Annotated in this window: 14 protein-coding genes and 1 pseudogene; 9 read left to right on the forward strand and 6 right to left on the reverse strand. The window is 52.0% G+C overall.

Annotated elements, in window-relative coordinates; translation table 11 throughout:
- Positions 1–90 precede the first annotated feature (90 nt).
- Entirely contained in the window at positions 91–384 is a 294-nt protein-coding gene (locus BLP79_RS20000) for a transposase (protein WP_090219560.1), read from the reverse strand.
- Between BLP79_RS20000 and BLP79_RS20185 the strand changes: the two genes are divergently transcribed.
- The 6 genes and pseudogenes from BLP79_RS20185 (at position 383) to BLP79_RS12835 (ending at position 7551) form a co-directional block, all read left to right on the forward strand.
- Entirely contained in the window at positions 383–655 is a 273-nt protein-coding gene (locus BLP79_RS20185) for a RidA family protein (protein ID WP_269799326.1), read from the forward strand. The two genes, BLP79_RS20000 and BLP79_RS20185, sit on opposite strands and share 2 nt — an antisense overlap.
- 203 nt (positions 656–858) lie before the next feature.
- Positions 859–1203, forward strand: coding sequence for a RidA family protein (locus tag BLP79_RS12815; protein ID WP_170830500.1), 345 nt, complete (start codon positions 859–861; stop codon positions 1201–1203).
- A gap of 396 nt (positions 1204–1599) precedes the next feature.
- Positions 1600–2688, forward strand: a complete 1089-nt coding sequence (locus BLP79_RS12820) for a TRAP transporter substrate-binding protein (protein WP_090219563.1) — start codon at positions 1600–1602, stop codon at positions 2686–2688.
- A gap of 78 nt (positions 2689–2766) precedes the next feature.
- Entirely contained in the window at positions 2767–3774 is a 1008-nt protein-coding gene (locus tag BLP79_RS12825; RefSeq protein ID WP_232716510.1) for a TRAP transporter small permease subunit, read from the forward strand.
- A gap of 10 nt (positions 3775–3784) precedes the next feature.
- Positions 3785–6436, forward strand: a complete 2652-nt coding sequence (locus tag BLP79_RS12830) for a TRAP transporter large permease subunit (RefSeq protein ID WP_090219565.1) — start codon at positions 3785–3787, stop codon at positions 6434–6436.
- A gap of 539 nt (positions 6437–6975) precedes the next feature.
- A pseudogene (locus BLP79_RS12835) lies at positions 6976–7551 on the forward strand (tyrosine-type recombinase/integrase).
- A 186-nt stretch (positions 7552–7737) separates the two neighbouring features.
- Here the strand turns inward: BLP79_RS12835 and BLP79_RS12840 are convergent.
- A complete protein-coding gene (locus BLP79_RS12840; protein ID WP_090219566.1) occupies positions 7738–8352 on the reverse strand; it encodes a TetR/AcrR family transcriptional regulator in 615 nt (204 codons plus the stop codon).
- A 106-nt stretch (positions 8353–8458) separates the two neighbouring features.
- Here BLP79_RS12840 and BLP79_RS12845 point away from each other — a divergent pair, with 106 nt between their 5' ends.
- The 3 genes from BLP79_RS12845 (at position 8459) to BLP79_RS12855 (ending at position 10568) form a co-directional block, all read left to right on the forward strand.
- Positions 8459–9145 carry a PspA/IM30 family protein gene (locus BLP79_RS12845; RefSeq protein WP_090219568.1) on the forward strand — a complete coding sequence of 229 codons (687 nt, stop codon included), beginning with the start codon at positions 8459–8461 and terminating at the stop codon, positions 9143–9145.
- 86 nt (positions 9146–9231) lie between these two features.
- Positions 9232–9516 (forward strand): YiaA/YiaB family inner membrane protein, encoded by a 285-nt coding sequence (locus tag BLP79_RS12850; protein ID WP_090219570.1) that lies wholly within the window; start codon positions 9232–9234, stop codon positions 9514–9516.
- A 74-nt stretch (positions 9517–9590) separates the two neighbouring features.
- Positions 9591–10568: an Lnb N-terminal periplasmic domain-containing protein gene (locus BLP79_RS12855; protein WP_090219571.1), complete on the forward strand. Its 978-nt coding sequence runs from the start codon at positions 9591–9593 to the stop codon at positions 10566–10568.
- A gap of 86 nt (positions 10569–10654) precedes the next feature.
- Here BLP79_RS12855 and rlmF read toward each other — a convergent pair whose 3' ends face one another.
- The 4 genes from rlmF to BLP79_RS20010 all read right to left on the reverse strand — a co-directional run bounded on the left by rlmF (position 10655) and on the right by BLP79_RS20010 (position 13434).
- Complete coding sequence (gene rlmF, locus BLP79_RS12860) at positions 10655–11575, reverse strand: 23S rRNA (adenine(1618)-N(6))-methyltransferase RlmF (RefSeq protein WP_090219573.1); 921 nt, start codon at positions 11573–11575, stop codon at positions 10655–10657.
- A gap of 252 nt (positions 11576–11827) precedes the next feature.
- Positions 11828–12289 carry a dihydrodipicolinate synthase family protein gene (locus tag BLP79_RS20275; RefSeq protein ID WP_408607954.1) on the reverse strand — a complete coding sequence of 154 codons (462 nt, stop codon included), beginning with the start codon at positions 12287–12289 and terminating at the stop codon, positions 11828–11830.
- A gap of 634 nt (positions 12290–12923) precedes the next feature.
- Entirely contained in the window at positions 12924–13196 is a 273-nt protein-coding gene (locus BLP79_RS20005; protein ID WP_232716508.1) for a hypothetical protein, read from the reverse strand.
- The gene (locus tag BLP79_RS20010; RefSeq protein WP_232716506.1) at positions 13180–13434 is read right to left on the reverse strand and encodes a metallophosphoesterase family protein; all 255 of its coding nucleotides are present in this window, start codon (positions 13432–13434) and stop codon (positions 13180–13182) included. Before BLP79_RS20010 ends, BLP79_RS20005 begins: the two co-directional genes overlap by 17 nt.
- Positions 13435–13441: the final 7 nt, after the last annotated feature.

Genomic DNA, 13441 nt, shown 5'->3' on the forward strand with positions numbered 1-13441 from the left:
CATAGTAAAATGACGACCGTGAGATCGACAGCAGCGCACATTGTTTGCCAACAGACAGGCCAGGCAGGTTCGGCTCAATCATCCTACGCCTCACTTGCCGGTCCAGGGTTTGAGCTTTCTTGCCAAAAAATCGTTGGCGACGGCCAACTCCCCAATCTTGGCGTGCAGGTCTTTCACCTGCTCCTCATCAACCTCCAGCGCTTTCCGGCCTCCGCGTTCGAAGACGCCAGACGCCACTTCCAGCAGCGCACGCCTCCATTGATAGATCATTGTCGGACGCACGCCGAACCGACTGGCCAACTCGCTGACCGTCTCCTCGCCTTTCAAGGCTTCTAGCGCGACCTTGGCCTTAAACTCTGGATAATGTTGCTTCCGTTTCGACATCTTCGATCTCCTTCGTTGTGAAGATCAGCAGACAACAAATCGTAGCTTACGTCAGTGTCCGGTTTCCGGGAGTAGCTCAGGTGAGCAAACAGAGGCCGTTCTGCAAATCATGAAACAAGCGCTGGAAGGCGCGGGTTCAAGCATGGAGAAGGTGGTTAAGGTTACCATCTATGTGACTGATACCGCGCATTTTGGGCCGGTTAACGAGGTCTATGAACGCTATTTCAGTGCACCTTATCCTGTTCGCTCGTTCATCGCTGTTGATGCTTGACCGCTGCCTTTCGATGTGGAAATCGATTGTATCGCTGAGGTTTGAAATAGAAAAATCGCGACCGTGGACCAAAGTTGCCTGTTGATACGAACAAAACTGTTTGTCAATCATAGCGCTAGCCTATGCTTGAAAATAGCTATTCTGATCGCCTTTTGATGCCTGGTTAAGTATCCAACAGCAGTTAGAACGACTAGGAGAGTATTATGACTATCAAGCATATCGGCGTTGGCCCTCGTATGAGCCAAGCAGTTGTCCATGGCAACACAGCTTATTTGGCGGGACAAGTTGGCACTGCAGGTGCTGACATCAAAACCCAGACAAAAGACTGCCTGGATGCGGTCGACAAATTGCTGGCGGAAGTCGGATCCAGCAAATCGCAGCTGCTGCAAGTTGTGATCTGGTTGGCGGATATGGAAGATTTCGCTGCTATGAATAGTGTCTATGATGCTTGGATCGACCCGGCGGCTCCGCCAGCACGTGCGTGCGGTGAGGCCAAGCTTGCAACTCCAGATTATCTTGTCGAATTTATTGTGACAGCTGCAATTTAACGCTGCACACACGAGTGATGTTGCAGAGCGTCCGGGATGCCTCAACATTGCTCGATGTATATGCTTACTTTTTAATCAAAAAATCACCTTGGATAATCGGTTTACATTCAGCGCTCGCTGAGCTCACACATTGTTACGGTTCGCGATTATTGGTTTCTGGATGCCCTAAGTGCCTAAATATAAATATCAATTAAAACTAACCGCTTCATTTTTTAAATGTTAAAATTCGTTAACCTCTCGCTTAGCTATACCTGCCATAGGCATTGGCTTTTTGACGATCCGCGACGGTTCTTTCTAGATGGACCCTAGCTTGGGCCGATGGGACCGGTTTCAAACTTATCGGTTGGAGAACGAAAACAGAGACAATCTGTACTACACCAACACTGGGAGATAAAAATGGATCGACGTAATTTTCTGAGTAGAGCAGGATTGGCAACTGCTGCTGCAACAACACTCGCCGCGCCTGCAATTGCGCAATCTGTGCGCGAAATGACTATTGTATCAACTTGGGGTCGGGATTTTCCGGGTCTAGGAATTTCGGCACAGCGTCTTGTTGAGCGTATCAACCAATTGTCCGAGGGCCGTATTCGCGCAGAATACTTTGCGGCAGGTGAGCGCGTTGGAGCGTTCGACGTATTTGACGATGTTGCAGGCGGCAACTCGCAAGCCTACATCAGCGCCGACTACTTCTTTACTGGCAAACATGCGGGCTTTGCGTATTTTACTGGCGTTCCTTTCGGCATGACCTCTCCAGAGTGGAATGCATGGATCAATTACGGTGGTGGCCAAGCTCTTTGGGACGAGCTTTCTGCCGAATTTGGTCTGAAAAAACTGCCATGTGGTTCGACTGGTACACAATCCGGCGGTTGGTTTAACAAAGAGATCAACTCACCCGAAGATTTGCGTGGCCTTAAGATGCGTATTCCGGGTCTTGGCGGCAACGTCATGTCTAAATTGGGCGTGTCCACAGTATCTTTGCCAGGTGGTCAGATTTATGAAAACTTGGTGTCTGGCGCGATTGATGCGACAGAATATGTCGGACCTTACAATGACTACTTCCTGAAGCTTTATGAAGCGGCCAAGTATTACTATGTCACAGGCATGCACGAGCCGGGCGGCGGTAATGCATTTGGTCTGAACAAGACTTGGTGGGAAAACCTGAGCGATTGGGAACAAGCGATTATTAGCGCTGCTTGTCAGGAAGAAAACGCTTTGGGTGCACAAGAAGTTGCTGCGAAAAATGGCGAATACTTGGCACGTTTGGTAAATGAGCACGGTGTTGAGTTGCGCAACTTCAACGAAGACGTTTGGGACGTATTTGGCGAAGCGGCGATCGAAGTTCACGAGGAAACTCGCGACCATTCTGCAATGGCGGCTAAAATTGGCGACGCATATATGGATGCGATGCGCGAAATTGGTGGCTACCGCGCAAGTGCTGAAGTTGCATTCTCACGTCAACGTAACCGGGTGTTCGACCTCGGTTAATTCGAAGACCTTGTAAAACGAATGAAGCCGGGCCTTGGTTCGGTTTCATTTGCGTCTCTGTCTGCCAAGGAGAGCGTGATGACAATTGCCTCGATCTCTCAAGAGCCCCACACACCGACACCACCATCTATGAATAGGGGCGTTTCCCTTATGCGTGCGTTTGGCTGGATCAATCTGGCGGTCCTTGTTGCGCTTTTGTTGAACAACGTTTTGGTTGTGTCTGCGGGTTTTTCTGGACCATTAGAGCTTGGTTCTGGCCTCGCGAAATCTTACCCATTTTGGGTCCTAATGGGCATGGCCATCATCTTGCCGGTTATTTACGTCTTTCGCGGTCCAGCGCTTGAATTGCGCGAGGATGCAGAACGGATCAACCGAGCAAATGTCTATATTATCCGCGGTTGCTTTTTCGCGGTGCTTTTCGTTGGTCTCTTTGACACTGTGATTGCCTTTATGAGAGTCGAGAATCTGCTGGTTATGCTCACAGGCGAAACCCTAGTTAAGAATTTTGCGCGCTCACACTTTGTGGGGCAATACATCCATATTCCTTTAATCTTATGCGGGTTTGTGGTGGCAGCGTTTACACGGGGACTTGGCTTTACTTGGCTCGCCTTTATGATCGTTCTGGCCGAACTGGTGATCGTGATTTCTCGCTTTTTGTTCTCTTATGAGCAGGCGTTGATGGGTGACCTCGTGCGCTATTGGTATGCGGCTTTATTTCTCTTTGCATCGGCCCATACCTTGTTTGCTGATGCACATGTGCGCGTTGATGTTTTGTATGCCGGGTTCCGGGATCGCAAAAAGGGCGCAGTCAACGGGATTGGTACTGTGTTGCTTGGCATCACAACATGCTGGACCATCATCGTGATTGGTTTTGGGCATGCCCGTGCAATCATCAATAGCCCTGTGACCAATTTCGAGATTTCGCAGACGGGGTCTTCCGGCCTGTTTATCAAATATCAGATGGCCGCGTTTTTAGCGGTGTTTGCGATCACCATGTTGATCCAATTCGTAAGTTACCTGTTCGAAGCTTACGCCGATTATCGCGGTGACCCTGGCAAGCGGCAAACCGCGCCTGCAGCACATTAAGGCAATCCCAATGGAACTTTTCTTTCTTGCGCTTTTGTTGATCCTGATGGCCGGAGCCTTGGCTTCGGGCTATCCTGTGGCCTTTGCTTTGCCCGGCTCTGCCATTCTAACAATCGGCTTAGCCGCCGCGAGCGGTGCTTTGTTTGCGGGCGATATGGATGCCTATTTCCACTCAGGCGGTTTGTCGCAATGGTTAACCGCAGGGGTGACAAACCTGCGGGGCATATATTGGGAAGTTGAACGAGACACGCTGATTGCGATCCCGTTATTCATCTTCATGGGCATTATGCTGCAACGCTCAAAGATCGCCGAAGATCTGCTTGTAGCGATGGCGCAGTTGTTTGGTCCGGTGCCTGGTGGATTGGGTATCTCGGTGGTGTTTGTGGGTGCGTTGCTCGCTGCAACAACTGGGATTTTGGGCGCAACTGTCGTGGCGATGGGTATGATTTCTTTGCCCGCTATGCTGCGCAACAAATATTCCGTCCCTTTGTCGACAGGGACCATCGCGGCCTCCGGCACATTGGGGCAAATCATCCCACCTTCGATTGTTCTGATTATTCTGGCCGATCAGTTGTCTAGCGCAACAGATCAGGCCTCAAGCGCGCGCAAAGCATTGCACAAAGCAACCACTGGCGAATTGTCTATGCCATCAGCCTTTGACGTGACATCGACCAGCGCGGGTGAAATGTTTTTGGGGGCCTTTATTCCCGGCCTGCTACTGGTAGGCCTGTACATGGGCTATATTCTGGTGCGTGCGCTGATTAACCCAGCCGCTGCGCCAACTGTTCCCTTTGATGCTAAGGTCACTGGCCGGTACATTGCCAAGTTGTGTCTGACATTGGTGTCACCTTTGGCACTGATCTTTCTTGTTCTCGGGTCGATCATTGGTGGCGTCGCTACGGTGAACCAAGCCGGTGCTATTGGTGCTGCCGGTGCTATTATCATGGCAGGCTATCGACTGAAAGAGGGCGGTAAGAACGCCTATTACCCAGCTATTTTAGCACTAATCTCTATAGGTTTGGCTGCATTTGCGCTGCTTAACTACGATATGAATGTCAAAAACATTCAATCCAGCAATGATCAAACTGGTATCTGGATTGGGGCCGTTGCCGTTGTATTGTTGCTGATTTCTCTAACTTGGAGCAGCGTCCGGACCTATCGAATCCAAAACACTCTGTCTGAGGTGATGCTGGAAACAGCTAAAACCACCTCTATTGTTTTTGTGATCCTGTTGGGTGCAGCAATGTTGACCGCGGCATTCCGTGCCTTTGGTGGTGAAGAACTGGTTAAACATTTCCTCGAAGGGTTGCCCGGCGGGTTTTGGACAAAATTTGCCATCGTGATGTTTGTTATTTTTGTCTTGGGCTTCTTCCTCGATTACATCGAGATTGCTGTGGTGGTCGTGCCTATCGTGGCACCGATTTTGCTTGCAGATCCGAACGCCAACATCACCGCCGTTTGGTTGGGTGTTATGATTGGTTTGAACATTCAGACGTCGTTCCTCACGCCGCCTTTCGGCTTCGCCCTTTTCTATCTACGTGGCGTCGCCCCAGCGGTGGTCAAAACCATCGACATGTATAGAGGGGTTATTCCGTTCATCCTACTGCAGCTGGCCGCATTGGGGATTGTCGGTTTCTACCCGCAATTGGTGAACTACCTCCCCAATCGCGTGTCTTTGCTGTCTGAAACTGCGCCACCACCACGGAACCCGCGCCTTCAAGTTTGTTTGGAAGACCACGTTGATCAGGCCTTGGCTAAAGATGAGGCCTCCATTCAGGCAGCACTTGCTGGGGTGAGAGCGGTGGATCTAGGCTTCCTCCCTAATTCGGTCGCAAAGGATTTGGATTCGGTTCTGATGGGTGTCGAAAGCAGTTTTACTCTGATCGACGAGGTTAAGTTTGCTGAACAAGCGACTGTGGATGCTGGTGTCGACTATCGTCCTTTGCATAGCGACGTGCGCGGAATTCAAAGGCGTATTTGGGCCAATGATGCCGAAGTAGAGCAAGCGGAAACTGAGATCGCTCGTGCTCGTGGCGACGAGGTCGTCATTGAAAGGGCGCAACAGCGTATTGCTGAGTTACAGCTTGAGAATGACGAACTTGCCGCACAAATTCCTTCTGAGTGGAATGATGAGTATGCGCAGTTTACTGAGGTTCTGAAAGCTGAAAGCAAGGCGCGCGCTACCTATCGTCGTTCGGTTGATGGCACCTGGGATGCGTTGGCGTCTCTGCAGGCGATTGCATTGGCAGGCGATTCCTATGGGAATGTTTCTTCTGAGTTTGAGCCTTTGGTTTCAGCTGTGACCAACGACAGTGCCGAAGACGTTATGGCTAAGATTGAATCCCTTGAACAGCAAATGCGTGGTATCGCCGGGGCTGAGAAAATCGGTTCCTTGCTTGGTAAAGCACGGCGTGCCTTGAAGGGCAGAAAAGCTGATCCAGAAAAGGCGAAAGAGTTGCTACTCGAAGCGCAGGAGCTGCACGGTGCTGGCCTGGAATGGCGTTTGAAGGCCCAACAGGAGCTAAGCGCTCCATTGGAAAACTTGGCGGCGACCGTTCAGTTTACTATTGGCCTTCGCCAACAACCAAAACTGGGCAAAGACGAAGCCCTGTTTGTGGCTGGCTGTCTGTCCACGCATAAGAATGTGGGTTTGAATTTTTAGAGAGACAAAAGTTACGAGTGCAATTGTCAGATTTTCGGCCCATCAGTTATTATAAGTTAGGTGTAGTAGATGTGACGAACAGCCGTCGTTTTTCGAGTAAGGCCTCTCGGATACGTGTTTTTTTGTCGATCGCTAGACGCGCAACTTTGCGAAAACTGCTGTTGCGTGGTGAAGTGGCAGCTTCAAAAGGCATCTGTTCAAATACCTCGCAATATCAGCCTTACACTTAGAATTCTTACCTAAGATAGGTCATTCAGATACCAACTTCATTGTCGCTTTAGTCCGGCACGTGATCCTTCGGTTCTTTATCCCCACCGCTATTTATCTGAACGGCTGTTATTCCTACCGCGATGCCGCGTAGACATTTACGCACGAGCAGCGATAAGCGTGCTGCGAGCGCACGCAGCGAGGAAATTATAATTACAGATAGAGTTCCGAAGCCGGAATTTGCCGCAGGTACACATGAATGAGTATGTTATCTTGAGACGCCGACGTCTGGTTGGCTCTGTGGTGGATCCTGGCGGATGGGAGGAACCGTCATGAGCATTGCAAACTTACCGGCCATACGAGTTTGTCGCTCTGACTGGAACAAAGACCGCGTCGTGGGACAAAAACACCCACTGATGCCAAAACATGTTTGGGCAATACCTATGCGTCTCGTAATAGTGGAGAACCATCGCGACTTGGCGCTCTTCAATCTCGCGAGCGATAGCAAGCTTCGTGGATGTGATCTGGTGAAACTGAAAGTCACGGACATATACACCTAGGGGCAGATCAAGGAACGGGCTTCGATCATACAAAACAAGACTCAGCGACCCGTGCGGTTTGAGATCACCGAGGGCACACGCAAATCAATTGTGAAATGGATGGAGGAGCCGCTGATGGTTGGTTCGGAATACCTGTGGCCCAGCCGGTTTCACGTATGGCTGCACATTTCGACCCGGCAATATGCGCGGCTTGTTCCGGATTGAGTTAAGTCAATCGATCTCGATCCTACACCATTTGGAACCCATTCTATGAGACGAACCAAGGTTGCACATATCTATCGCAAGACCGTCAACCTACGTGCGGTACAACTGTTGCTCGACCATACGAAGATGGACAGCACCGTTTGACATCTAGGTGTCGAGCTTGAAGATGCCTTGGCCATCTCGGAAGTCATTGCAATCTAAAGACATGGGCCGTCTTCGCAGACGGTCCTTACTGGACATTCATCGGGTCAAGCCGCGCCGCTATGCAGTTTCGCCGAACCGGACTTACGTTGCGCGGCTAAGATTTCAACAGTGTGTCTAGAGCAACGACTAGTTCTCGCTTGCAAGATGGGCTCCGCGGGTCATGGCGGAGACCAGCGCGCTGACTTCTTGGTAAAGAGATGCCAATGGCACGCCGACGAACCGGCCTTGAAGCGCCAGCAGGACAACTCCGTGCACTGCCGCGAATGTCGTGCGGGCGCGCAGGGCGAGGTCGGTTTCGTTCAGATCGGGGCGCAACCGTTTCAACGGTGCCATGATCCCCATTATCAGAACGGCATGTTCCTGACGGTGCCAGTCTGGGATGTCCTGCCCCTCTGGTGGACGGTGCTCAAACAGTGAAATCCACAGGAGACGATTTTTACAGGCGAACTCGACATAGTGCGCGGCAAGCGCCTGCATGACATCTTCGGCTGTGGCCTCGGGGCCTGGGCGTGCGGATTGCAGGGTTTCGCCCAGTCGCGAAAGTGTACGCGAGTTTACGTGCATGATCAGCGTGTCGAGGTCATCGAAAGCGTTATAGAGCGCGCCCAGTGCACATCCGGCTTGCGCTGTCACAGCCCTTGCTTTGAGGCTGGCGCATCCGTGCTTTGCGATCTGTTCCTCTGCAGCGTCGATCAACCGCTTGCGCAGGTCAGCGCGTTTCTCGTCCCGATTGTTTCCCATACGTCACCAAATAATTTTTGTGAACGATGTTCAAAAATATCTTGAACGCCGTTCATTTTTGCCTTATCTACATTTTTGAACGTCGTTCATAACGGAGTGATAGAGTATGTTCAAGATGATGACCACATTGATCCGCGGGCGCAGTCACGACATGGCTGAGGCGATCACCGATGCCAATGCTCTGCCAATCCTGCAGCAGCAATTGCGCGATGCTGCAAATGGGTTAGCACAATCGAAGCGAGCCGTGGCGGTGGTGATGGCGCATGCAAAACGAGAGAAACAGTCAGCCGCCAATGTAGAAAGGCAATTGGCGGATCTGGAAGATCGCGCGCTGGACGCCTTGCAAAAGGATCGCGAGGATCTGGCGATGGAGGCTGCCTCGGCGATTGCCGAACTGGAGGCAGAGCGGGGCGCTTGCGAGATCGCGATTGCGCAATACGAAGGCGAAATTTCCAAGCTACGTGAACAGGTCACTCTGGCCGAGCGACGCCTGCGCGCCCTTCAGCGTGGTAAACAGATTGCCGATGCCGCTCAACGCACCCAGAAATTGCGCGGCACAATGCCTGATGGTGTGTTGACCAGCCTTAGAGAGGCCGAAAACACACTAGAGCGTCTGCAAGCCCGCCAGTTCCATTCCGAAGAAGTCGAGACGGCCTTGGCCGACCTCAACGCGTCGTCCAGTGCAGAAGCGACAAGTGCCCGTCTGGCTGCAGCGGGCTGTGGCGCGCCTTTGCGCTCAGAGGCGGCAGATGTCTTGGCACGGCTGCGGTCCAAAACGACGGCGTCTGCGTGACACTAGACCCGCACCTCATTCCCAAGGCGTGCAGGTGCTGCAGCAGAAACACAACTCAAATCTGAAGAATTTCTAGGAAAATAGTGATGACCCAACATACTCCCAAAGTGACCCAGAAGGCTTGGAACAGCTTCACCTATATCATGTTCGCTATTGCGACGGTTATGATGGCAGGCGGCATCTGGTCGCTTCAGGCAAGTTTTACGGCAAAAGGGTATTATGCCATGGCGGCGCTAATGCTTGTCTATACCACTGCTGCCGTCACCAAGGCTATTCGTGACAAGGAAGAAAGCGATCGCATTTACAACAAGATCGAAGAGGCGCGCACCGAACGTATGTTGGCCGAAGTGTCAGCCAAAGACGAAGACTAAGTTGCCGTGCCCGCGTCGGATACCTGCGCGCGGGCCAAGTTTTCTTCCCGATTTTCTGATTTAAGAGCAGTACGATGATCCATATCGCATATATTTTCTTCCATGGGCTCTTTGGTCTCACCCTTTTGGCATACGGCGCATGGTCGACAACCGCGATCTGGTTGAACCTGTCGGGTGTTCCCCGCATTTTGGCGCTTGGCCTGCTGTTTGGTCTGGTATTGGCGACCCTTGCTGCACGTATTTATAAACGGAGCTGGGGTTGGCTGGGGTTTGTCCTCTCTGCCGTGGTGGTGACGGGCTGGTATCAGACAATTCAGCCGCGTGCGGACCGCGAATGGGCCACTGACGTGTCCAGAGGGGTTAAGGCTCTGGTGGATGGCTCTCATGTCACCTTGACCAATCTGCGTGATTTTAAGTGGCAGAGCGAAGACAGCGCCACAGAACGTTGGATCACGCAGGACTTTGACCTGGACCAATTGGACAGTGTGGAGATGCTAACCTCGGTCTGGAGCAACCCTGACATTGCTCATCTTTTGGTGAGTTTCGGGTTCGCCGATGGCAAACGGGTGGTGTTCTCTGTTGAGATTCGCCGCGAAAAGGGTGAGAAGTTCAGTGAAATCGGTGGGTTTTTCCGCCAGTTCGAACTGGTGCTGATTGGCGCGACCGAACGGGATATTGTCAAGCTGCGCACCGATTATCGCGGCGAAGAGGTTCGCATGTTTCCAGTCAATTTGACTCCAGACCAGCGGCGCGCTCTATTCATGTCCTATGTTGGCTTGGCCCAGGAGCTTGAACGTAAGCCCAGGTTTTACAATACGATTTCAGCCAATTGCACAACAGTGGTCTATGGATTGGCGCGCAATCTGAAATCGGATTTGCCTCTTCGGAAAAGCTTGATCCTGTCGGGCCGATTGCCGCAATACTTGGATGGTTTGGGCGTGCTTGGCGGTGACGGTACATTGCAGGAACGCCACAATGCGGCATTGTTGCCCGGGCCCGCCGAACGCGAAACATCCGATCTGCCGTACTCACAAGCCATTCGGGCGCGCTAATCAGTTTGGGCTTGATATCCAGACGTTTGCGAGGGCCGTGATGGAGGGTGGTGCCAGTCCAGATTTCGCCAGCAAGGCCGGGTCAGTTAGGTCTCTTTTGCAAAGGCGGCGCGCTGTCTCTTAGACTTGTAGGTCCAAGCGATAAAACGGCTTGTTTTTTGTCCCTGTGCCATGTCGGTGACTTTAAACTCAGCAACCTTGGCTTTCTTTAGGATGCGGGAGAGAGGCTGGAGATTATCTTTTTTGGACACCAAGGAGGTAAACCACAGGCACTGGTTCGTGAATTCCATGCTTTGTTGAACCATGCGCGCAACGAATTTAATCTCGCCGCCGGGGCACCAAAGTTCAGCGTTTTGGCCTCCAAAGTTGAGTTGTGTCGAGCGTCCTTTGCCAAGGTTCGCCCATTTCCGTTGGGTCCCCTTGCTCGCCTTCTCAATTGATCCATGGAACGGTGGATTGCACATGGTCAAGTGAAAGCGATCTTTGGGTCGGATTACTCCGCGAAAGATGTTCTCAGGTTTGTTCTGACGCCGAACAGCGATATCCAACTTGTTGAATGCGCATATTTTCATTGCGGATTTGATCGCGCCTGTATCGATATCAACGCCTGTGAAGTGCCAACCGTATTCGTGCTGTCCGGTAAGCGGGTAGACTAGGCTAGCACCGGTGCCGATATCCAGCACTTTGATATGACGGCCTCGCGGGATTTCTTGGTTGTTGCTCTGGGCAAGCAAATCGGCGAGATAGTGGATATAGTCGACCCGGCCTGGGATTGGCGGACATAGATAGCCTGCGGGAATATCCCAAGAATTAATGTCGTAATGTGTCTTTAGCAGTGCGCGGTTCAGCATGCGGACGGCATCGGCGTCTTGAAAGTTGATTGTCGCTTGACCGGATGGATTGCTGATTGTGAAGGCTTCAAGCTCAGGGGTCTGCGCGACCAAACGTGCAAAGTCATAACCTTCTGAATGTTGATTGCGGGGGTGCAGCTTCGTTTTTGTGGCCATGGGGACGCCTTCTCTCAAATTTTTTGACGTCGCTCATCAGACGGTTTCCCGCTTGTAGGCTGAGATCCGCGAAGAGTAAAATGGAGAGAATGCGTACCCGTCGTTTCGTTTTGCTTGCGCAGTTCATTTGGAGTGTAACCGTTGCCATCAGGGCCTTGCTGCGTTTGCCCGCCCGCGGGATACACACTGCCATTTCTACGAGCGACTTCCATCATTGGCCCTGAGCGGACCTTAGGTGGTGACCACCCTTCTTCAATATCCCGGAGAACGTTGGGGGACAAATTTGCTGTAGTCGTGATGGTGCCATGCCCGCCATATTCCAATACCGGCCAAAGCAGGTGGTCGTCGCCAGTGTATGGCGAGATCAGGATACGCATTAATGAAGGTAAATGTTGAAATAAGGTTGCCGGAACTGTCCTGGAGACCCGCAGATGCATTTGGAAATGTGGTCACAAGGCGCTGGATTGCGTCCACGCTTAGCTCATCACCGGCAGTTTCAGGGAAATGGTAGAGCACGATGTTTTGGGCATTCGTCCTAAGGCGGCGCACAAATTGCTGATAGAAGTCTACGATCCCATCGTCATCAGTTGGCCTGGAGAAAAACGGTGGAAGGACCAGTGTATTTGCGGATCTTTTATTTATCGCATGATTGCTCAGTGTCATCGTGTTTTCGGTGGATGCACAGCTCGTCCCAACAAGCAGCGAAGAAGACAAAATGCCTTGCGCATGATTTCATCCAAGGCGCGTTACCGTGCCATAATGCCGTATGAGGGGCTTTCACCGGCCGTGCCGAATAACAGAGCGCCATAGCAGCCATTGCGAAGGACCCAATCTCAATGGAGCTACAGAAGGTCGGTATCTGTTTCGCTACTTGAGTTAGGTGGTGGTGTAACTAAAGCCGCGCAATATCTGGGTAAGTCGTTCAGATGTGGCTCCAGCGTTCTTATCGCAAAGTAGCGAGAGGTCTCGATCGCGCGTTGGAAATTGGAAATAGTCCCCAACGCTCTTATCACCGGATGCCCAGTTTAGGGGGCATTCAAGATCCCATGAGAGCAGGTTTGCATATCCGATTGAGGCGGCCATACCCCTTAGGATGTACTGTGAAAATCGGCTTTGCTGGACCCACTATCTGCGCGTAACATACTTTCCCTACAATCCATCGTACCCGTCCTGTTCCCGCTGTCTCTCCAGCAAGGTGCGGTTGCAACTCGCTGAACAGAATGAGCAATTGCAGGGTGGTTGTGAGGGCATAACTCTCCGAGAGTTACATAGGGAAGTCGTGGAAGAAACGCGCGTGAGGCGGTTCAGTCCAATTCGTTGCCGTGCTCGACGTCAGCCCAGTGTTTGTTCACGGGCAGCTTCCTTGCCCGGCGCTGAATATCGCCGATTTGCACCGGGTGAAAATCCCATTGATCGACGCCAACGTTGATGCTGTTGCGCGAGCCTGCCCATTGGTCGTGGACATGGCCAAAAGCTGCAGGGCCCCGCGGCGCGCGCCGTTCCAGGTGATCATCGGATAGTGGCAGAGCACCAGCGCTTGGGAGCTATCCTTGATTGCTTTGATGTCTGAAATGCTGTCCCATGGCAGCATCGCAACGGCCTCATCATCGCGATTGCCCACAATCAGATGCTTTCGGCCGGGGGGGCTGGTGAAACCAGTTTTCGAACTTTTGGGTATCAGAGGCCTGCTCAAAGGCGAAATCTCCAAGGATCCAGAGGTCGTCATCAAACCCGACGCAGTTTTGCAGGTTACGGATCAGGGCCGCGTTCATCTCTTCTGTGGAGCTGTAGGGCCGCTTGCAGAACTCAATGATCCGCGCATGACCGAAATGCAGGTCTGCTGTGTACCAATTGGCCATGTCACGC

The sequence above is a fragment of the Epibacterium ulvae genome, assembly GCF_900102795.1.
Taxonomy (GTDB): domain Bacteria; phylum Pseudomonadota; class Alphaproteobacteria; order Rhodobacterales; family Rhodobacteraceae; genus Epibacterium; species Epibacterium ulvae.